The 18,762-nt window shown below is 73.8% G+C and carries 21 protein-coding genes; 9 read left to right on the plus strand and 12 right to left on the minus strand.

Going from position 1 to position 18,762, the window contains the following annotated elements; translation table 11 throughout:
- The first annotated feature begins 1 nt into the window (after nt 1).
- A complete protein-coding gene (locus QOZ88_RS06015) occupies nt 2–757 on the plus strand; it encodes a hypothetical protein (protein ID WP_305998887.1) in 756 nt (251 codons plus the stop codon).
- Here QOZ88_RS06015 and QOZ88_RS06020 read toward each other — a convergent pair.
- A complete protein-coding gene (locus tag QOZ88_RS06020; protein ID WP_305998888.1) occupies nt 754–1,266 on the minus strand; it encodes a hypothetical protein in 513 nt (170 codons plus the stop codon). The genes QOZ88_RS06015 and QOZ88_RS06020 overlap by 4 nt on opposite strands.
- A 75-nt stretch (nt 1,267–1,341) precedes the next feature.
- Between QOZ88_RS06020 and QOZ88_RS06025 the strand changes: the two genes are divergently transcribed.
- Genes QOZ88_RS06025 through QOZ88_RS06040 form a run of 4 tightly spaced genes read left to right on the plus strand, consistent with a single transcriptional unit; the run spans nt 1,342 to nt 4,262 of the window.
- Nucleotides 1,342–2,400: a hypothetical protein gene (locus QOZ88_RS06025; RefSeq protein ID WP_305998889.1), complete on the plus strand. Its 1,059-nt coding sequence runs from the start codon at nt 1,342–1,344 to the stop codon at nt 2,398–2,400.
- Nucleotides 2,397–3,407: an N-acetylmuramoyl-L-alanine amidase gene (locus tag QOZ88_RS06030; protein ID WP_305998890.1), complete on the plus strand. Its 1,011-nt coding sequence runs from the start codon at nt 2,397–2,399 to the stop codon at nt 3,405–3,407. Before QOZ88_RS06025 ends, QOZ88_RS06030 begins: the two co-directional genes overlap by 4 nt.
- A complete protein-coding gene (locus QOZ88_RS06035; RefSeq protein WP_305998891.1) occupies nt 3,404–3,730 on the plus strand; it encodes a hypothetical protein in 327 nt (108 codons plus the stop codon). Before QOZ88_RS06030 ends, QOZ88_RS06035 begins: the two co-directional genes overlap by 4 nt.
- Before the next feature lie 13 nt (nt 3,731–3,743).
- On the plus strand, nt 3,744–4,262 hold the full coding sequence (locus QOZ88_RS06040) for a hypothetical protein (protein WP_305998892.1): 519 nt from the start codon (nt 3,744–3,746) through the stop codon (nt 4,260–4,262).
- Between the two features lie 360 nt (nt 4,263–4,622).
- Here the strand turns inward: QOZ88_RS06040 and QOZ88_RS06045 are convergent, their stop codons facing one another.
- The 5 genes from QOZ88_RS06045 to QOZ88_RS06065 form a co-directional block, all read right to left on the minus strand.
- Nucleotides 4,623–5,273: a hypothetical protein gene (locus QOZ88_RS06045; protein ID WP_305998893.1), complete on the minus strand. Its 651-nt coding sequence runs from the start codon at nt 5,271–5,273 to the stop codon at nt 4,623–4,625.
- Nucleotides 5,270–5,491, minus strand: coding sequence for a hypothetical protein (locus QOZ88_RS06050; RefSeq protein WP_305998894.1), 222 nt, complete (start codon nt 5,489–5,491; stop codon nt 5,270–5,272). The genes QOZ88_RS06045 and QOZ88_RS06050 overlap by 4 nt, the downstream gene beginning before the upstream one ends.
- A 112-nt stretch (nt 5,492–5,603) precedes the next feature.
- The gene (locus tag QOZ88_RS06055; RefSeq protein WP_305998895.1) at nt 5,604–5,852 is read right to left on the minus strand and encodes a hypothetical protein; all 249 of its coding nucleotides are present in this window, start codon (nt 5,850–5,852) and stop codon (nt 5,604–5,606) included.
- A 55-nt stretch (nt 5,853–5,907) separates the two neighbouring features.
- Nucleotides 5,908–6,147, minus strand: a complete 240-nt coding sequence (locus tag QOZ88_RS06060; RefSeq protein WP_305998896.1) for a helix-turn-helix domain-containing protein — start codon at nt 6,145–6,147, stop codon at nt 5,908–5,910.
- Between the two features lie 58 nt (nt 6,148–6,205).
- The gene (locus QOZ88_RS06065) at nt 6,206–7,039 is read right to left on the minus strand and encodes a tyrosine-type recombinase/integrase (RefSeq protein ID WP_305998897.1); all 834 of its coding nucleotides are present in this window, start codon (nt 7,037–7,039) and stop codon (nt 6,206–6,208) included.
- A 460-nt stretch (nt 7,040–7,499) separates the two neighbouring features.
- On the opposite strand from QOZ88_RS06065, the gene QOZ88_RS06070 reads away from it, so the two are divergent.
- On the plus strand, nt 7,500–8,657 hold the full coding sequence (locus QOZ88_RS06070) for an MFS transporter (protein ID WP_305998898.1): 1,158 nt from the start codon (nt 7,500–7,502) through the stop codon (nt 8,655–8,657).
- A gap of 64 nt (nt 8,658–8,721) precedes the next feature.
- Here QOZ88_RS06070 and QOZ88_RS06075 read toward each other — a convergent pair whose 3' ends face one another.
- From QOZ88_RS06075 to QOZ88_RS06100, 6 genes are all read right to left on the minus strand, one after another.
- A complete protein-coding gene (locus tag QOZ88_RS06075) occupies nt 8,722–9,975 on the minus strand; it encodes an ABC transporter substrate-binding protein (protein ID WP_305998899.1) in 1,254 nt (417 codons plus the stop codon).
- Between the two features lie 30 nt (nt 9,976–10,005).
- Nucleotides 10,006–11,205, minus strand: coding sequence for a branched-chain amino acid ABC transporter permease (locus tag QOZ88_RS06080; protein WP_305998900.1), 1,200 nt, complete (start codon nt 11,203–11,205; stop codon nt 10,006–10,008).
- Nucleotides 11,198–12,088: a branched-chain amino acid ABC transporter permease gene (locus tag QOZ88_RS06085; protein WP_091931556.1), complete on the minus strand. Its 891-nt coding sequence runs from the start codon at nt 12,086–12,088 to the stop codon at nt 11,198–11,200. The genes QOZ88_RS06080 and QOZ88_RS06085 overlap by 8 nt, the downstream gene beginning before the upstream one ends.
- Nucleotides 12,085–13,050 (minus strand): ABC transporter ATP-binding protein, encoded by a 966-nt coding sequence (locus tag QOZ88_RS06090; protein ID WP_305999083.1) that lies wholly within the window; start codon nt 13,048–13,050, stop codon nt 12,085–12,087. Before QOZ88_RS06090 ends, QOZ88_RS06085 begins: the two co-directional genes overlap by 4 nt.
- Nucleotides 13,047–13,835, minus strand: a complete 789-nt coding sequence (locus QOZ88_RS06095; protein ID WP_406568211.1) for an ABC transporter ATP-binding protein — start codon at nt 13,833–13,835, stop codon at nt 13,047–13,049. Before QOZ88_RS06095 ends, QOZ88_RS06090 begins: the two co-directional genes overlap by 4 nt.
- A 396-nt stretch (nt 13,836–14,231) precedes the next feature.
- Nucleotides 14,232–15,629 (minus strand): ATP-grasp domain-containing protein, encoded by a 1,398-nt coding sequence (locus tag QOZ88_RS06100; protein WP_305998902.1) that lies wholly within the window; start codon nt 15,627–15,629, stop codon nt 14,232–14,234.
- 133 nt (nt 15,630–15,762) lie between these two features.
- Between QOZ88_RS06100 and QOZ88_RS06105 the strand changes: the two genes are divergently transcribed.
- From QOZ88_RS06105 to QOZ88_RS06115, 3 genes are all read left to right on the plus strand, one after another.
- On the plus strand, nt 15,763–16,863 hold the full coding sequence (locus tag QOZ88_RS06105; protein WP_305998903.1) for an NAD(P)-binding domain-containing protein: 1,101 nt from the start codon (nt 15,763–15,765) through the stop codon (nt 16,861–16,863).
- Between the two features lie 110 nt (nt 16,864–16,973).
- The gene (locus tag QOZ88_RS06110; RefSeq protein ID WP_091931564.1) at nt 16,974–17,900 is read left to right on the plus strand and encodes an ABC transporter ATP-binding protein; all 927 of its coding nucleotides are present in this window, start codon (nt 16,974–16,976) and stop codon (nt 17,898–17,900) included.
- Entirely contained in the window at nt 17,897–18,739 is an 843-nt protein-coding gene (locus tag QOZ88_RS06115; protein WP_305998904.1) for an ABC-2 transporter permease, read from the plus strand. The genes QOZ88_RS06110 and QOZ88_RS06115 overlap by 4 nt, the downstream gene beginning before the upstream one ends.
- Nucleotides 18,740–18,762 lie beyond the last annotated feature (23 nt).

The following is an 18,762-nucleotide window of genomic DNA, read 5'->3' on the forward strand; positions in this document are numbered from 1 at the left end:
CGTGGCGCAGGAAGCGGCGGTACCGCTGTCGACGGTGAAGGAGCTCGCGCGGCAGATCGCCCGCGAGGAGGTCGCGAAGTTCGCCCGGTCGGGCTTCCTGCGCAACGCGTCGATCTCAGGTGGCGACGGGCTGACGATCAAGGACGGCGGCGCGCTGCGACTGGAAACCGCGGCGGGGGTCGAATCCTTCTACGTGGGGCCGGTGCAGCCGGATCTGCCGGACGGGTCGCCGCAGCCGGGCATGATCGTGCGCCGCAACGACGGGACCATCGCGCTGCACCTGTACGACCCGATCCCTAGCGCCGAGGACTACAACCAGTTCCTGGCGTGGCGGGACCGCGCGGGCAACGTCGTCATCTCCGACGACACCGACTCCGGCCAAGGCCTCGCCCGGCCGTACCTGGCCGGCGCCTTCTACCCGGCCCGCGTGCAGGACTTCCTGAAGACGACCAACCCTGCCTTCGAGACCATCTGGCGAGAGCGGCGACAGAAGCAGCACCCGAAGCTGTACGTCGAAGCCTGGGGCGCCACCGACACGTCCGGCACGACCGGCGAGGTGCGGGTGATGGTCAACGGCGTGCAGCTCGGGGCAACGCAGTCCGCGACCGCCGGGGTCGTCACCCAGTACCTGTTCGGGCCAGCCGCGATTGATGGCGGCTTCGGTGCAAACCTCAGCGTCGAGATCCAGGCCCGCCGCTCGGCAGGCACTGGCAACGTGCAAGTCGGCGCAGCCTGGGTGGACGGCCGGCAGTCCTAGCCCGACGTCGAGCTACGCGGCGTCTGGTTCAGGTCAGTGATCGAAGTCCCGCCGCCCTCGTAGCCGGGCTCCCCCGGCAGCTTCTCCATCGTCGGGGCAGGCGCCGGCACGTAGACGTAGCCACCCTGCTCGTAGGGCGCAGTCGGGTCGTACTCCTGCGTCGGCGCCGCCGAATCCGGCTGCTCGACCGGCGCCGGCGCCGGCTCAGGTGCCGGCGCGGGCTCGGGCTCGGGCTCGGGCGACGGCGGCGTCACGGCGGCCTTCGTCTCCTCGTACACCGGCGTCGGCTCGGTCTTCGGCACGGCCTCCACCGTAGGGGCCGGCTCCGACGTCGTCGTCGCGGCCGGCTCCGTCGTCTCCACCACCGACGAGTCCGACACCGTCTCCGCGTCCAGCGACCCCGACGCCGCGGCAGCACCGAACCCGAGCCCGGTCAGCAGCAGTGCACCGCCGACCGCGACGAGCCCGACCTTGTTCCGTGCCGCGGACGCCAGCTTCCCCATGCGCATGCCCGAAGTATCGGCACGCCTGGGTTCCCCCTTGAGCCGACGCGCCTCAGCGTCACCCGATCGTGAAGGAGACCCATGCCCGGCCTCGATGCCCTCGCCGTCGGAGGTGGCGTCACCGATCCCCGGGACGCTCGGCACGCCGTCGGCGGCCTGCTCGCCCTGCAGGGCCCCTCCGCCCTGGATGTGCGCACCGGCGTGCTGGTCGGTCCCGGCTCCACGCAGCTGATCACCGGCACGTCGAAGACCAGTCCGATGAGCGTGCAGATCGGAGCCCACGTCGCCGTCACCTCCCGCGGCGCGGCGAACGGCGCCTACCTCGGCCCGACGCTGGAAGCGCCGACCGAGGTCAACGTCGAGCTGGCGCCGGCGTCCGGGTCACGGATCGACGTCGTCTACGTCAAGCAGCGGGACACCACCTCAGGGGTTCCCACTCCGGACGCTACGACCGGCCCGCTGTACGGCGTGCTCACCGGCCAGGTGTCCACCGGCACCCCGGTCAAGCCGTCCCTGACCGACATCGTCGGCGCCGAGGAGCTGGGCACCGTGCAGGTGTCGGCCGGGGCGACGTCGACCAACGGCTCCGGTGTCGTCATCACCAACACGGCCCGGCAGAGCGTCCCTCGCGGCGCTCCGGTTCCCGTCCGCAGCAAGGCCGAGCGAGATGCCCTTCAGGCCTACCCCGGCCTCGAGGTCGTCCTCATCGCCGCGGACGGCTCGATCCCGGCCGGCACGAAGTACGTGTGCACCGTCGCTGGCTCCCCAGGAACGTGGGTGCGCACCAGCGGCCCCGACGTCGTGGGCAACGGCAGCATCACGGGGGGATTCACCGGGATCAGCCGGTGGGTGCAGCAGGGCCGCGTGGTCACCGTCACGACGGCGATCTCCCGCTCTGCGGCGGGGTACACCCTGCTCGCCAACACCGGCACCGTCGTCGTCAGCGGGCTACCTCCCGCCATGGACAACGATGTCCTCCACAACCACTGGGTCACCGGCGTCGTCGACTTCCCGCCCTTCGCGACCCGGATCATCTCCAGCGGGCGCCTGGAGATCTTCGCGCTCCGTGTCGACCGCGGCGTCGCGGACGGCGCCTTTTTCCACTCCACCGTCACCTACATCGCCGCGTCGCAGCCGTGAGCGCCGAGCGCCGCCTGATGGACATCGTCAGCCGCGCGCAGTGGGGCGCCCGGCACGAGGACGGGTTCGGGTCCGCGCCCCTGCCCGCACGAGAGGTGTGGCTGCACCACTCCGTGACCGTCGCCCCCGACCTCGTCGCGCCGTTCGACGACGAGGACCAGGCGATGCGGACCCTGGAGCGGATCGGTGAGCAGCGCTTCGGGCGCGGCATCTCCTACACGTTCGCCGTGATGCCCACCGGCCGGGTGTACGAGGGGCACGGCGTGGCCAGGCAGGGTGCGCACACCGGCGGGCGCAACTCCATCGCCCGGGCGATCGTGCTCGTCGGCAACTACGACACCACCCCGCCGACCCCGGCCCAGGTCGAGTCGACCGCCCGCCTGCTGGTCCACGGGCACCGGCAGGGCTGGTGGAGCGCCGCCCGGCTCGCCGGCGGGCACCAGCAGGCCCCCGGCGCCTCTACGGCCTGCCCCGGTCGGCACGCGATGGCCGCCATCCGCCAGATCAACGACCGTGCCGCCGCCCTTCTCGCCGGCGCACCACCCCTGCAGGAGGACGACATGCCCCGCTACCTGGACTGGTCCCCGGAGGACCGCCGCGCCCTGGCGATGGACATCTGGCGGTACGCCGACGAGACCGTCGTCAACGCCGACAACCAGCACGAGCCGACGTGGGCGATCCACCGCCTCGTCGGCATCGACCGGGCCGTGTGGCAGGCCAAGGACGCCGCCGAGTACGCGGCGCTCGGCGTCGACGGGCGCCCGCACCGCGACGGCCGCCGCTCCCCCCTGGCCGAGCTCCTCACCGGCGGCGCCGTCGACGGTCAGCTCGCCGAGGGCGTCCTGGCCGGCGTGCAGCCCGCCGCGCCCGGTGCGCCGATGGACGACGAGCAGCTCGCCCGCGTCCTGGCCCGCCCGGAGGTCGCCGGCGCGTTCGCCCGCGCCTTCGCCGACGAGCAGGACCGGCGGGCTCGCGACGGCGACCCCGCCACGGGCCCGGTCACGTGACCGTCCCCGTGCAGCGCGACGGGCCCGACAGCGGAGTGCTCGGCTTCGTCGCCGAGTCCCTCCGCCGCCTGGAGGACTCCGTCGCCCGAGGCTTCGCCGACGTCAACAACCAGCTGTCCCGGCTGCCCAACGACTACGTGCCCCGCCGGGAGCTCGACCGTCGCCTCGACGAGTTCACGTTCGACATCGCCGAGCTCCGCAAGCACCGCGAGACCGACGCCGCCGAACGGGCCAACGCCCGCCGCTGGCTGATCGGCCTGGCCGTCACCGGCGCCCTGTCCGCCACCGGCGTCGTCTCCGGCATCGTCCTGCACTTCACCTGAACGGGAGCCCCCGATGAGCACCACCGCCCTGCCCCGCCCCGAGCCGGTCACCCGCGCCGGGCTCATCGCCGGCACCGTCGCCGGCCTGATCATCACGATTGGGGGGCTGGCCCGCGCGCTGGGCTGGCTCACCGACGACCTGGACGTCCATGAGGTCGCCCGGCAGGTGTCCGACCTGATCCTGGGCGCCGGCGTGCTGTGGGCGACGCTGGCGCCGGCCGTGCTGGCGCTGTGGGCTCGGAGCAAGGTGACGCCGCTGGCCGACCCTCGCGACGTCGACGGGAACCCGCTCGTCGTCGACAGCTGGCCGGTCGACGTCGTCACCACGAACCCGGCCGACCTGGTGACCGCCGACCCGCGCGACCACTACCTGACCGACGACGAGCCGGGTGAGCACGCCGCACCCGAGCCGACGACGCAGATGCCGGCGCTGCCCGTCGTCCCGGCGCCGGTCGAGCCGACACCGATCGCGCTCGAGGTGGCCGCCGCGCTGACCGACACCCAGCCGGCCATCCCCGCCGTCCGGGTCTGAACTCTGGTTCTGTCACACCCTCGACCTAAACTCCGCTCGTCCACCTGCGGTGCGACGTGCGAAGCCCGGGACTGGTCCCCCGGATCCGATGAGCCCCACCTGCCTTTCCCCCCGGGAGGCAGGTGGGGCTCTTCGCCGTTCCAGGGCCCGGTCATCCGGGGCCGACAGCACGATGCAGCGCACGGTCTTCGGCGGCGCTTCCAGTGGACGAGACCCGCCACGGCAACCAGGTTGAGCAGCGCGGTCACCTGCGTCCCGGCAAGGACCTGCACGACGGCATTCAGTAGTTCGATCACGAGGACGAGGTCTGCGAACCGATGCCCGGTTGCTCAGCCCACGGTCGGCGACCTCGGGGTCAGGTCAGGCCGTGGCCGCGGTCTCAGCTGGCGTCGGCACCGCGTAGATCGCGCATCCGTCGCGGAACCGGCCGGTGCGCTGCAGCCGCCCGCGCTTCTCCGCCCGGGACAGCGCGCACGACGCCTGCCCCTGCCGCCACCGCAGCCGCTTCGCGGCCTCGTGCACCGTGTAGCCGTCGCGGGCGCGGGCGACCGCGCCGACGACCAGGTCCACCGACGACGGCGCAGGGGCCGGCTGCTCGTCGGCGGTGCCGTCGCTGGCGGCCGCCGGCGACGCGTCGGCCTGGGCGCGGCGGTCGTCCAGGCGATGCACCTTGGCGAGCTCCTGGCGGTCGTTCTGCACCGTGCTCTTCGAGACGGCGAGCTCGGCCGCGGTCTCCCGGACGCTCATCCCGGCCCGGTCCATCGAGTCGACCAGCGCCTGCCGCTCGTCGACGGGCAGGTGCAGCTGGCGCAACAGCTTCCCGAACCGGTCGAGCACGTATGCGTGCCAGGTGTCGAAGCCGCGCAGCCGGTGCGCCTGGCCCTCGCGGAGGCGGGTGAGGTTGCCGATCGCCGCGGCCAGGCCGGCGCTGACGCCGTCCTCCAGCTCGGTGATCTCCTGGTCGGTCAGGACGGCGGCCATGGCGGGCTCCTGTCGCAGGGCGGCGGTCATCGGGTGCTCCGGGTGGCGCAGCAGTTGCGGGCGGCCCAGCGGGCGAAGGAGCCGTGCGGGCAGCGCGGCGCGTGAACCGCCCAGCCGCCTTCCGGACGCGGCTGCGGCTCGTCGTCGACGTCGGGCACGCGCACAGGCGTGGGGATCGGAGGCAGCGGCCGCGCCTCGTCGACGGGGACGAAGCGGCTGCCCTGCCGCACGTAGAGGCCGGCGGTCACAGCAGCGCCCCGGCGATGAACCCGAGGGCCAGGGCGGCCAGCAGCGCGAGGAAGACCAGCGTGCTGGTGCTGAGCGTCTCGACGACGCAGCGGTCGTCGGTCCAGCGGGCGCTCACAGGATCACTCCGGCGGCGCGCATGGCCTCGGTCGCGACTGCGGCCTGTTCCTGCAGGAGGGCGACGGCCTGGTCGCGGGTGAGGAGCACGACGACGTCGGGGTCGTCGACGGCGACGCGGTCGAGGTAGTCGACGGAGTGGATGGTGCCGGTGGCGTCCTGGACGACGCAGGCGGTGGTGCGGCCGAGGACGAGGGCGGCGAGCTGCTCGGCGGTGATGGCCGGTGCGGTGTCTGCGATGCTCACGCAGACATAATCGGCTAAGCAGCCCCGTAACTCAAGCCAAACATGACTAGAATACTCACTCGGACGAGTGAACTCCTCGTCGCGCCCACGCCACGAGGTCCTCCGGATCGACGCCGAAGTGCTCCGCGATCCGCTGCACCTCGTCCAGGCCGAAGTCGCTCTCGCCCTTGAGCTTGCGGCTGATGTTTCGCTGTGGGATTCCGGTCGCGCCGGCGAGCGCATTGCCGCTGACGTTGTGCGCGAGCATGAGGCGTCGGATCTGTTCGGCGACGGCGGCTGCGAGACCCTCTGGCACGTCTCGCAGCGTAGCCGGATTCGACTAGGAGCCACACCGCCCGGCAAGGGCCCGGTCATCACGCCGCACCCTCGACCGCGCTGCGGAGCTTGTCCTGGCCGATGCGCGTGTAGACGCGGACGTTCTCCAGGTTCGCGTGCCCGAGCAGCTCGGCGATGACCGCGACGTCGGCGCCGCGGGCGTGCGCCCGGGTCGCGAACCGGTGCCGCAGCGTGTGCAGCGTCCAGCCGGCCGGGAGCACACGGCGGGCCAGCACCCCCAGATGCGCCGGCGTGAGGTGGTCCCCGTGCCGGGTCGGGCTTGGGAACAGCCAGCCGGGTGGCAGGCCGCGGACCGCCATGGCCAGCGCGCCGGTCAGCGGCACGTCGCGGTAGGCGTCGCCCTTGCCGTGCACCCGCAGCCACCAGCCGCCGTCGGCGTCGCGCCGCGCGTCCTGCTGGCGGAGCTCGGCGATCTCCGCGCGGCGCAGGCCTCCGTAGGCGGCGAGCAGCAGCATCAGCCGCACCCGCTCGTCGGCGCCGGCGACCGCTGCGCGCAGCACGTCCTCCGGCACCGGCCGGGGCAGGCCGCGGGTGGCCTTCACGCGGGGCAGCGCTGCGGCGGGCGAGCGCTCGAGGTGGCCGGCGGCGACGGCCCAGGCGAAGAAGGCCCGGAGGGCGCCGCGGTAGGCGCGGCGGGTGGCCGGCTTCCACTGGTCGTGCTGGGCGAGCCAGAGCACCAGGTCGTCGAGGGTGGTCTGCCACGGGATCGTGGCCGGGTGGTCGGCGGCGAAGCGGCGCAGCTGGTAGAGCCGCTGGCCGATGGTGGTCGACGGGGCGCCGGAGGCCTTCAGCCAGCCTTCCCAGGCATCGAGCTGTCGTTGCCACGGTTCCGGCACCCGCTTGTCTCCCATGCGAGAGGCATAGGCGACCGAGAGGTAGGACACGCTGCCGGTGACCGGTGTGGGTGACCCCCGCTCGGCCGTGTGGGTGACTGCGCCTGCTCCCCCTGCACGCGCTGTCACCAGGTGCCGGCCGCGGTGGCGGCCGGCCGTGCAGTGCCCCGGCGGACCCCGGGGAAGGCGATCACCTTGGCGTCGGTGCGGACGTCGTGCGCGGCGACGACTCCGAACCAGCGGGTTCGGGGTTCGAGTCCCTGATGGCGCACCACGCAGGACACCGAGCAGCGGCGATGCCTCCCGGCGTCGCCGCTGACTGCTTTCCCGGTCCTGCGATCCTTTTCCTTCCCCGCCCCGAGCACCCCGGCAGCACGGCCGGGCGTCGCCGCCCCTGATCCACCGAGGTCGGGGGTCGAGTCCCCGACCCGCCCGTGACAACAGCGGGCCGGACGCGGCGGCACCGTAGGGTGCGCCGGTGACCTGGAAGCGCGCCGTGTTCGCGCTGTTCGCCGTCGCGGCGGGCACCAACGTCCCCACCCCGCTGCTGCTGGTCTACCAGGAACGGCTCGACCTGTCGGCCGAGGTCCTGACCGCGCTGTTCGGCTGCTACGCCGCCGGGCTCGTGCCCGCCCTCATGCTGGCCGGCCCGCTGTCGGACCGGCTGGGCCGCCGGCGGGTGGCGATCCCGGGCATCGTCCTGTCGGGCCTGGCGTCGCTCGCCTTCGCCGCGGCCGGGGGCTCCCTGCTCCTGCTGTTCGCCGCCCGCTTCGCGCAGGGCGTGGTCAGCGGGGTCGTCTTCAGCGTCGGCAGCGCCTGGGTCGGCGAGCTGTCGAAGGCCTCCGGGGAGGGGGCCGGGGGGCGGCGCGCCGCCGTCGCCATGACCGCCGGGTTCTCGCTCGGGCCGCTGACCAGCGGCCTGCTCGGCCAGTACGCCCCGGCGCCCACCGTGCTGCCCTACCTCGTGCACACCGTGCTCGTCGCGGTGGGGCTGGCGTTCGCGGTGCGGTTGCCCGAGACGGTCGACCTGCTCCCCGGCCGGCGCGGCGGCACGGAGACGACGCCGGCCGCGCCGCTTGTGCGCCCCGGCGACGGCCTGCTCGTGCTGAGCGTCCTGGCCCCGGTGGCCGTCTGCGTCTACGCGTTCCCGTCGACGATCATCAGCGCCGTCCCGTTGCTGGTGGAGCTGCCCTACGGCGGGGTCGCGGTCACCGGCGTGCTGGCCGGGGTGACGCTCGGCGCCGGCACCGTGGTCGCCGGTCTGCAGCGCCGCCTGGGCGCGTGGACGGCCGTCGTCGGGACCGGGGCGGGGACGGTCGGGTTCGGGTGCGCCGCCGCATTCGCGTCGACCGGGGCGCTCCCCTGGTTGGTCCTCGCCGCCCCGCTGCTCGGCGCGGGCGGCGGCCTCTGCCTGGCGGCCGGGCTGACCCTGACCGCCCGGTTGGCCGCCCCGGCCCGGCTGGGGGCGCTGACCTCGCTGTTCCTCTCCTTCGCCTACCTCGGCTTCGCCGCACCGTTCGCGTTGGCCGTGGCGGCCGGGGCGACGACGGCGGCCCTGCCCCTGGCCGCGGCCGCCGCGCTCGCCGCGCTGCTCGCCCTCCGGCTGGTGCCGGTCGCCCGCGCCGGGCAGCTGTAGGCGGACGCGACGGCGCCCCCTCCCCGGGGTGGCGGGGAGGGGGCGCGGTCAGCGGGAACTGCGGTCAGTCGGCGGGCGCGAGGTCCGCGGCGAACTCGCCCTCGAACGCGTCGGCCGCGACGGTGGCGCCGCCGGGCACGTCCGCGGGACGGAGGACGAAGGACTGCAGGCTCGGGGATTCGCCCTGCTGGAAGCTCTCGATCGGGACGAGGACGCCACCGGTGTCCACCGACTCGAGCTCGTTGAAGGCTTCCAGCACGCCGGCGCGGGTCAGGTCGCCGTTCTCGCACGCCTGGTCGAGGACCGTGTCCATGACCGCCGACATGCCGTAACCGACGAGCACGCCCAGGCTGGGCGCGGCGTCGGGGTAGGCCGCCTCGTAGGCCTCCAGGAGCTCAGGGTTCGCGTCGAACGACGAGACCGGCGAGGCGACGTACAGGTCGTCCTTGAGCTTCTGGGCGGCAGCGCCCTGGAGCAGGCCCGGCGCGAAGACCGGGTTGCTGCCCAGGAGGGGCACGTCGAGGCCCTGGGCCTGCGCCGCCGCGGCGACCGACGCGGTCTGCGTCGGCGCCACGGTCAGGGCGATCGCGTCCACCCCTTCGGCGGCGAACTGGCTGACGATCGCGCTCATGTCCTGCTCCTGCGGGGTGATCTCCCGCTCGATCAGGGTGAGGCCCCTGGCCTCGGCGACGGCCTGACTGCCCTCCAGGCCGTTGGCCCCGTACTCGCCCTCGAAGTAGATGTGGCCGACCGTGTCGCCGTCGGCGAGCAGCCCCTGGTCGAACGCGTAGTCGTAGAGGTTGGAGATCTCCACGTCGTACGTGGCGCCGGGGACGCCGGTGCCGGGGATCAGGGTCAACGTCTCCGACCAGGCCGACGGGTAGCTGTTCATCTCGTCGGCTTCCAGCTCGGGAGCCAGGGCGGTGTTGATCGGCGACCCGAGCAGCTGCTGCATCGCCAGGATCTCGGGCTCCATCGAGCTGTACAGCTGGACGGCCCGCTGCACGTTGTAGCCGGCGTCCTGGACGTTGAGCTCGACGTTGTACTGGCCGCAGACGTCGTTCTCCATCCAGTACAGCTCGTTGGCGTTCGTGATGTCCCGGCCCAGGGCGGCGAAGACGCCGGTCAGGTCGGTGAGTGCGCCGAGGGTGATCGTGTCCCCCTCGACGCCCACGTCGGTCTGGACCTCCCCGCCTCCCTCACCGCCCCCGGCGGCCGCGCCGTCGTCCTCCGCCCGCGTGCTGCAGCCGGCGGCGGTGGCGAACACGAGGGCGGCGGCCAGCGCCGTGGCGACTCTGGTGGTCGGTCGTGATGTCATGTGGTTGCTGCTCCTTCGGATTGACGGTTCTCACGTGGACGGGTCGGTAGCGGGGTTGCTCGGGGGGCGGGTCACCTTGCCGCCGGGACGGCGGGCGCGGCCGAACCGGGAGTTGATCCGGCGGGCGAGGCCGGCCAGGCCGGCGGGCTCGAAGATGATGACCAGGACGATCGCCAGGCCGTACAGGTAGAGCGCCGCCTCGCCCGCGGCGATCCCGCCCTGCCCGGCGTCGCTGACGAACGGGAGTGCGTCGGCGTACTGCTGGAAGAGCAGCGGCAGCGCGGTGACGAACAGCGCCCCCAGCGCCGCGCCGGCCACCGAGCCCAGCCCGCCCAGCACGATCATGGCGAGGTAGGAGACCGACAGGAGGAGCCCGAAGGACTCCGGCGCGATGCTGCCGATCGAGAGCGCGTACAGGACTCCGGCCAGGCCCGCGTACGCGGAGCTCAGCATGAAGGCCCGGGCCTTGTAGGCCTGCACGTTCACGCCCATCACCGCCGCGGCGGTCTCGCTGTCCCGCAACGTCTGGATGGCCCTCCCCGGCCGGCTGCGCAGCACGTTCCGGGCGAAGAGGTAGGCGCCGACGGCGATGAAGAGGCCCAGGTACCACAGCCGCTCGCTCTCGCGGAAGGGAACACCCATCACGAAGAGCTCGGGGTCGTCGTTGCCGAAGCTGAAGCCGAACAGCTGGAACTCGGGCACCGACCGGCCGTTGAAGCCGCCGGTGACCGACGTCCAGCTGTTGAACACGTGCTGACCGATGAAGACGAGACCCAGCGAGGCGACGCCGAGGTAGATGCCGCCCAACCGCGCCGAGATGGGGCTGAACAGCAGACCGGCCAGTGCGGCGACGAGCACGCCGGCGATCATCCCGACGACCGGCGGCAACCCGAGCCCGGCCAGGTCGGTCACCCCCAGGCCTCCCTCGTCGGTGGCCGACACGTAGGTGTAGGTCACCGCGCCGACGGCGAGGAAGAAGGCGTGGGCGAGGGAGAGCTGGCCGGTGTTGCCGACCAGCAGGTTCAGCCCGATCGCCCCCACCACGGCGGCGAACACCGCGAACCCGGTGCGCAGCCAGAACTCGTCGAAGTACAGCGGGAAGACGAGCAGGAAGAGCAGCAGCGCGGCCAGCAGCAGCGGCTTGACCACCGAGCGGCGCCGCCGTGGAGGGTCGGCGGGCGCGCCGGCCTTGGTGGCGCCGGTGTCGACGGTGGCGGTCGCCTCAGACACGGGTCAACTCCTTCGTGCCGAACAGACCGGAGGGCCGCACCAGCAGGACGGCGAGCATCACGACGTAGGGGATGACGCTGCCGAAGCCGCGGCCGAGGAAGAGGATCTGGTCCTGGTAACCGGCCGCCATGGCCTCGGCGACCCCGATGAGCAGGCCGCCCACGAGGGCGCCGCCGGTGGAGTCCAGCCCGCCGAGGATCGCGGCCGGAAGCGCGCCGAGCGCCACGGTGTAGACCGTCGGGCTCACCCCGGGGGTCGGTGCACCGACGAGGAACAGTGCGGCCACCGCGGCGAGCACCCCGGCCACGATCCAGGCCACCGCGGAGACCCGGCCCTGCCGGATCCCCATCAGCGCGGCCGCCTCGCCGTCCTCGGCCGAGGCGCGCATCGCCACGCCCCAGCTGGAGTACTTGAAGGCGAGGAAGAACAGCCCGATCAGCCCTGCGGCCACCGCCAGGGAGATGACGCGGTTGAGGCTGAGCCCGGTGCTGCCGATCCGGATCGACTCGCCGGCCCACGGGTGCGGCACGTTCAGGATGTCCGAGCCGATCCGCCGGATCATCTCGGTGAGGATGATGATGTCCACGCCGATGGTGACGATGGCGAGACTGATCACCGCCGCGCCGCGGATCCGGTTGATGATCAGTCGCTCGATCAGCAGCGCCACGACCGCGGTGAGCGCGACACCGGCCAGCACGGCCGGCACGAACCCGATCGAGTCGCTGAACCTGGCGATGGAGTAGGCGCCCAGCAGCAGCAGCGAGCCGTGCGTGAAGCTGACCACTTCGCTGGACTTGAAGATGATCACGAAGCCGAGCGCGATCAGCGCGTAGAGGGCGCCGAGCGAGACTCCGTTGAGCAGCAGCGCTAAGAACTGGGTCACGATCTCGTCCCGGGCGTCTCGGTGGATGGTTGGTCGGCGGTGGCGCCGCTGTCGTCGGAGGTCCCGGCGGGGGCCGGGGCGGCGGAGTGGTGCGCGGTGTAGGACTCCGACGGGCTCTCCTCGTCCCCGGAACCGAGGTAGGCGCGGATGACCTCCGGGTCGTTCTGCACCTCGGCGGGGGTGCCGTCGGCGATCCGGCGGCCGAAGTCGAGCACCGTGACCCGGTCGGCCAGGGACATGACCATCCCCATGTCGTGCTCGACGAGGATGATCGAGATCCCGAGCGCCGCCCGGATCTCCCGGATCGCCCCGGCCATCCGGGCGGTCTCCTCGGCGTTCATGCCGGCGACCGGCTCGTCGAGCAGCAGCAGCCGCGGCTCGGTGCAGAGGGCCCGGGCCACCTCCACCCGCTTCTGGTCACCGTAGGAGAGCACCCCGACCGGCGTGTGCAGCTTGTCGCCCAGGTCCAGGAACTCGGCGATCTCGTGGACCCGCGCCCCGTGCCGCTTGCCCTCCCGGGTCGCCCTGGGCAGCCGCAGACCGGCGGCGATGAACCCGGCCTTGGTCAGGTGGTGGCGGCCCAGCATGAGGTTCTCGCCCACGGTCTGGGTGCCCGACAGCGCGATGTTCTGGAACGCCCGGGCCACGCCGACGTCGGCGATCTTGTGCGGGACCATCTGGTCGAGCCGGACGTCGCCGAAGCGGACCTGCCCCTCAGCGGCCTTGTAGACGCCCGACAGGACGTTGAACATCGTCGACTTGCCCGCACCGTTGGGCCCGATGATCGCGTGGATCGCCCCGGGGACGACGGTGAACGAGACGTCGGAGAGCGCCTTGATGGCCCCGAACCGCACGCTGACGTGCTCGACCTCCAGGGCCGGGATCTCCGGTCCGGCAGCCGTTCCGTCCGCCGCCGGCGCGGCCGCGGAGGCTCCGGCCGCGGAGGCTCCGGCCGCGGTCATGCCGTCCACCGGGACAGCGTCTTGCGGGTCACCACGGGGCTGAACTCGTCGGCCTGCTCGCTCTCGTGGCCGAGGTAGAGCCGCTGCACCTCGTCGGTCCGGGAGAGCTCCTGCGCGTCGCCGGAGAGCGACACCTGCCCCACCTCCAGGACGTAGGCCAGGTCGGCGACCCCGAGCGCCATGGTCGCGTTCTGCTCGACGAGCAGGACCGACGTGCCCTGCCGGTTGATCTCGGCGATCACCTCGCCGATCTGGCCGATGATCCGCGGCGCCAGCCCCAGGGAAGGCTCGTCGAGGAGGAGGACCTTCGGGCTGGCCATCAGTGCGCGGCCGATGGCGAGCATCTGCTGCTCACCACCGGAGAGCAGGCCTGCCCTCTGCGTGCGGCGCTCCTGGAGCACGGGGAACATGTCGTAGACGCGGTCCTGGGCCTCCGCCTTGGCCGTCTTGTCCTTGTTGCCCATCCCCCCGGCCCGCAGGTTCTCCTCGACCGTGAGCCGGCCGAAGATGCGCCGCCCCTCGGGCACCTGCACGAGGCCGAGGTGGACCGCCTGGGCCGGGTCGCGGGAGCCGATGTCGGTGCCGTCGAATGTCACGCTCCCCGACTCGATCCTCCCCCGGTGCAGCCGCAGCGTTCCCGAGATGGTGCGCAGCAGCGTCGTCTTCCCGGCGCCGTTGCTGCCGAGGACGGCCACGACCTTGCCGTCGGGCACCTCCATGGACACCCCCCGCACGGCCTGTACGGCGCCGCCGTAGGTGACGTGCAACGACTCGATGCTCAACACGGGGAGCACCTCCTCTCCGCGCCGCCGGACGGCGCTGGACCGAGCGGGCGGCGGAGGGGGGCCGGCGACGTCGCGGCGGCCCTGGTGCCGGGCCGGGCGGTGACCGCGGGCACTGCCGCCGGTCGCCGCCCGGCACGGCGACGACGGCGCATGCGCCCCGGCCGTGGGGTGCGGCTCGTGCCGGCCGGACGACCGGTGAGTGATCTGGCACACATGGGCCGTGACTCTAGGGGTAGATCCGGTGATCGAGATCACCCGAACGGTCACGGATCGGTCACCTTGCTGCCGAGCGCCCCCGCACCGCCGTCCGGTGTGCCCGTGCCACACCCGTGTGCCGGGAGCTGCGTGCGGTGAGCACGTTGCGCCGGTCGGCCCGGTACGGCCTGCCGGCGTGGGTCAGGGGGTTCGCGTCCCGGGGTCCCGGCGGCGCGCAGCGGTCGGGGATCCGGTCCCGTTCTCGGGGGTGCGGACACCCGGCCGCCCCACGGGCGGGACGGGGTCGACGTCGTCGACACCCACGTGGATGGCGTCGAGCACGGCGGCGGCCCGGCGCCGCGACTGCTCGGGGGTCTCCCCCACGGTCATGACATGCGCGAGGTGCTCCGCCGGGCCGGTCGTGCGCCCCACGTCGGTGAAGACCTCGGCCACCACCAGACCGGGGACCGTGCCCGCGCCCCGGACGCCGGCGACCGCACGCACCCGGCCGATCGCGTGGGCGGTCAGGTGCATCTGCGTGCACGCGCCCGCGACGCCGGCGCGTGCGGGGCCGGCAGCGGGCTCGCCGAGGAGCCGGGCCACCACGAGGTCGGCGGTGTCGATGCCGCTCACCTGGTCGACGCAGGTGTGCGCGCCGTCGCCGGCGAGACCGGTCGCGACATCGGCCAGCCGCGGACCGGCGGGGCCGAGGACGAACTCCAGGTGGAACGGCCCGGTGTCGTGGCCGACCGCCGCGAGCCAGCAGCGGACCCAGCCCACGGCGTGCGGTACCGGCGGCCGCGTCGTCGCGGTGCTGACCAGGTGGTCGTGCTGCGGCGGCGGGGTGGTGACGATCTCCGACCAGGCGAGGACGACGTGGTCCCCGTCGCCGGAGAAACCGTCCGCCCCGAACCGAGGGCCGGGGACGTGCTCCTCGACGACCAGCCGAGGTCGGGGCAGCCCTCCCCACCTCCGGTCCGACCGCGCCAGGTGCCGGGCCGCCACGTCCCGCAGCTCCCGGTCGTCGGAGACGAGTGCGGCATCCCGCCCGCCGCCGCCCGCGACCAGCCGCACCACGCAGGGGTACCCGACGGGAGAGGTCAGGTCCGGGGCGTCCGCGGCCACCTCCGCCCAGCGCACGTCGGCCAGGCCGGCCGCGGCGAGCGCCCGGCGCAGGGTGCCGCGGTTCCCGGCCAGCGTCGGCGACCCGGGCGTCGGACCGCGCAGCCCCAGCGTGCGAGCGGCGACGGCGGCCGGACCCGAGAACCGGACGACCGTGCTGGTCACCGCGGCCACCGTCCCCCCGAGCGAGTGCACCGCGCCGACGATCGCGAGGGCGTCCCCGGTGTCGCAGTCGACCCAGCGGTCGACCGCCCAGTCGAGGTCCTCGCCGTAGGCCTCGCGGTCCCGCGTCAGCACCGCCGTCCGCAGGCCCCGGGAGCGCGCCCGCTCGAGCACCGCCACCCCCGCCGCGTCCAGCCGCTCCCCGGCCGCGAGCTCCGGCCGCGCGACCGTCGCGCGCACCTGCACCTCGACGGAGACGAACCACGGCTCGGCCACGATCCCGGCGGACCGGTCGCCGGGCACGGGCTCGGTCATGGCGCCTCCCCCCGTCGGCCGTTCGTTGCTCGGTGCACCGTACCGGCCGGTCGGTTTCGACGGAACGGCTTCGGCTGCGCCTCCTCGCACGGCGGACGGGAAGCAGCGGCCTCGGCGGCCCGTTGCCCGTGAGGTGACCCCCGCTCCGCACGCCCGCGACGTCGACGTCGACGTCGTCGTCGTCGGCGCAGGGCAGGCCGGCCTCTCGACGGCCTGGGCGCTGGCCCGCCAGGGATTCGAGCGGAGCACCGGGTTCGTCGTGCTCGACGGCGAGGACGCCCCCGGTGGCGCCTGGCGGCACCGCTGGCCCTCGCTGACGCTGGGCACCACCCACCGGGTGCACGACCTGCCGGGCCTGCCGTTCCGGCCCGGGGACGAGGCGGCGCCCGCAGTCGAGTCCGTTCCCGCCTACTTCGCCGGGTACGAGCGGCGCTTCGAACTGCCCGTGGTCCGGCCGGTGCGCGTCACCGCCGTCGACCGGACCGACGACGGCCGGTTCTCCGTCGTCACCGACCGGGGCACCTGGACCGCCCGCGCCGTCGTGAACGCCACCGGCACCTGGACCCGGCCGTTCGTGCCGCGCTATCCCGGGCAGGAGCTGTTCCGCGGGCGCCAGCTGCACACCGTGGACTACCGCTCCGCGGAGGAGTTCCGCGGGCAGCACGTCGTCGTGGTCGGCGGCGGCGCCTCGGCCACCCAGCTGCTGGCCGAGATCTCCCGGGTGACGTCGACGACGTGGGTCACCCGCCGGCCACCGGTCTGGCGCGAGGGCCCGTTCGACGAGCACGTCGGCCGCGCGGTGGTCGCCGAGGTGGAGAAGGCGGTGCGCGAGGGACGGCGGCCCGGCAGCGTCGTCGGGCTGACCGGGCTGCTCGTCAGCACGCCGTACGTCCGGGAGGGGCTGGAGCGCGGGGTGCTCGAGCGGCTGCCGGTGTTCGACCGGATCACCCCCGACGGCGTCGCGTGGGATGACGGCCGCTCCCTCGCCGCCGACGTGATCCTGTGGGCCACCGGGTTCCGGGCGGCGGTCGGCCACCTCGCGCCGCTGCGGCTTCGCGAACCGGGCGGGGGATTCCGCCTGGACGGCACGCAGGTCGTCGGCGAACCACGCATCCACCTCGTCGGGTACGGCCCGTCCGCCAGCACGATCGGCGCCAACCGGGCCGGCCAGGCCGCCGCGCGCGCCCTGCGCCGGGAGCTGCACCCGGGGATGCCCCTGCCCCGCACGGCCTGACCTCCCAGGGACCTTTCAGGGTCCGATCAGGGCGCTCCCCGATGTGCCCGCACCCCGGCGGACGACAGGCTCCGGGGCATGACTTCCCGACCGCTCCCCGGAGGCCCGCGATGATCGAGGCGCGGGGCCTGACCAAGAAGTACGGCGACCGCACCGCCGTCGACGGCATCTCCTTCACCGTGCACCCGGGCCGGGTCACCGGCTTCCTCGGGCCCAACGGTGCCGGCAAGTCCACGACGATGCGCATGCTGCTGGGCCTGGACCGGCCCACCGCCGGCAGCATCACCGTGCACGGGCGCAGCTACGCCGACTTCCCCGCACCGCTGCGGCAGGTCGGCGCGCTGCTGGAGGCCCGCGCCCTGCACCCCGGGCGCTCGGCCCGCGACCACCTGCGCTGGATGGCGGCGAGCAACGGGCTACCGGTGCGCCGCGTGGACGAGGTGCTCGACCTGGTCGGGCTCACCGACGTCGCCGGGCAGCGGGTCGGCCGCTTCTCCCTCGGCATGGGCCAGCGCCTCGGCATCGCCGTCGCCCTGCTGGGCGACCCGCCGGTCGTCGTGCTCGACGAGCCGGTCAACGGCCTGGACCCCGAGGGCATCCGCTGGGTGCGCACGCTGACCCGGCAGCTGGCCGCCGAGGGCCGCACCGTCTTCCTGTCCAGCCACCTGATGAGCGAGATGGCGCTCACCGCCGACCACCTCGTGGTCATCGGGCGGGGCCGGGTGCTGGCCGACTGCTCGATGCCCGACTTCATCGCCGAGCACGCGGCCTCCTTCGTGCGGGTGCGCAGCCCGCAGCGGGCCGAGGTGGCCGAGCTGCTGCGCCGCGACGGCCTGGAGGTCACCGCCGTCGACGACGAGCTGCGGGTGCAGGGCCGCGACGCCGCCGGCATCGGCGAGCTGGTCGGCCGGCAGGGGCACCTCCTGCACGAGCTCACCCTCGTCAGCTCCTCTCTCGAGGACGCCTTCATGACCCTCACCGCCGCGAGCGTCGAGTACACCGCGCGCGACCGGACCCCCGCAGGAGCCACCCGATGACCGGAACCCTGAGCACCCCGGTGCCCGACACCGTCGCCCTGGACCCGAACCGGCACGTACCCGGGGCCCGGGACCCCGGCTTCGCGCAGACCGTCCGCGCGGAGTGGGTCAAGTTCTGGTCGGTGCGATCGACACCGTGGTCGATCGGCGCGTTGGTGGCCCTGGGCGCCGGGCTGACCGTGCTGGTCTGCGCGGTCAGCGCCGCGGACCTCGCGGAGGGCACCACCGGCGAGGCCGCGGGCTCCTTCATCACGTGGGGCATGACGGTCGCGCAGATCACCGCCATCGTGCTCGGCGCGCTCGTGGTCACCAGCGAGTACGGCACCGGCATGATCCGCGCGACGCTGACCGCGACCCCGCACCGCGGCCGGGTGCTGGCGGCCAAGGCCCTCGTGCTCACCGGGACGCTGTTCGTCGCCGGCACGGTCACCGCCGTCCTCGGCTACCTCGGTGGCAACTGGTTCCTCGAGCGGGAGGGCATCGGCCTGGCGCTCTCCGACGACGGCGTGCTCCGCTCGCTGCTCGGGAGCGGTCTCTACATGGCCGGCATCGGCCTGCTCGCCGCGGCGGTCGGGCTGCTCGTGCGGCACACCGCCGCGGCGCTGTCGATCGTGCTGGCCCTGCTGCTGGTGGTCGGCAACATGGTGATGCTGCTGCCGGGCGCCTGGGGCGAGTGGGCCACCAAGCTGATGCCGGGCAACGCGGGCTCCGTCGTCGCCACGCCGGTGTCGTTCAACCCGGACCTGCTCGACCCGTGGACCGGGTTCGCCGTGTTCTGCGCCGAGGTGGCCGCCGTCCTGCTCGCCGGCTACCTGGTGCTCCGCCGGCGCGACGCCTGAGGTTCGCGCACCCGCTGTGCCCC

Origin of the sequence: Blastococcus carthaginiensis, assembly GCF_030731085.1 — a bacterium.
Classification (GTDB): domain Bacteria; phylum Actinomycetota; class Actinomycetes; order Mycobacteriales; family Geodermatophilaceae; genus Blastococcus; species Blastococcus carthaginiensis.

Coding starts and splice junctions, on each gene's coding strand:
- QOZ88_RS06020 (WP_305998888.1), bottom strand. CDS start 1,266: ATGCGCATGGGGAAGCTGGCGTCCGCGGCACGGAACAAGGTCGGGCTC.
- QOZ88_RS06025 (WP_305998889.1), top strand. CDS start 1,342: ATGCCCGGCCTCGATGCCCTCGCCGTCGGAGGTGGCGTCACCGATCCC.
- QOZ88_RS06040 (WP_305998892.1), top strand. CDS start 3,744: ATGAGCACCACCGCCCTGCCCCGCCCCGAGCCGGTCACCCGCGCCGGG.
- QOZ88_RS06045 (WP_305998893.1), bottom strand. CDS start 5,273: ATGACCGCCGCCCTGCGACAGGAGCCCGCCATGGCCGCCGTCCTGACC.
- QOZ88_RS06065 (WP_305998897.1), bottom strand. CDS start 7,039: ATGGGAGACAAGCGGGTGCCGGAACCGTGGCAACGACAGCTCGATGCC.
- QOZ88_RS06075 (WP_305998899.1), bottom strand. CDS start 9,975: ATGACATCACGACCGACCACCAGAGTCGCCACGGCGCTGGCCGCCGCC.
- QOZ88_RS06090 (WP_305999083.1), bottom strand. CDS start 13,050: ATGACCGCGGCCGGAGCCTCCGCGGCCGGAGCCTCCGCGGCCGCGCCG.
- QOZ88_RS06100 (WP_305998902.1), bottom strand. CDS start 15,629: ATGACCGAGCCCGTGCCCGGCGACCGGTCCGCCGGGATCGTGGCCGAG.
- QOZ88_RS06110 (WP_091931564.1), top strand. CDS start 16,974: ATGATCGAGGCGCGGGGCCTGACCAAGAAGTACGGCGACCGCACCGCC.
- QOZ88_RS06115 (WP_305998904.1), top strand. CDS start 17,897: ATGACCGGAACCCTGAGCACCCCGGTGCCCGACACCGTCGCCCTGGAC.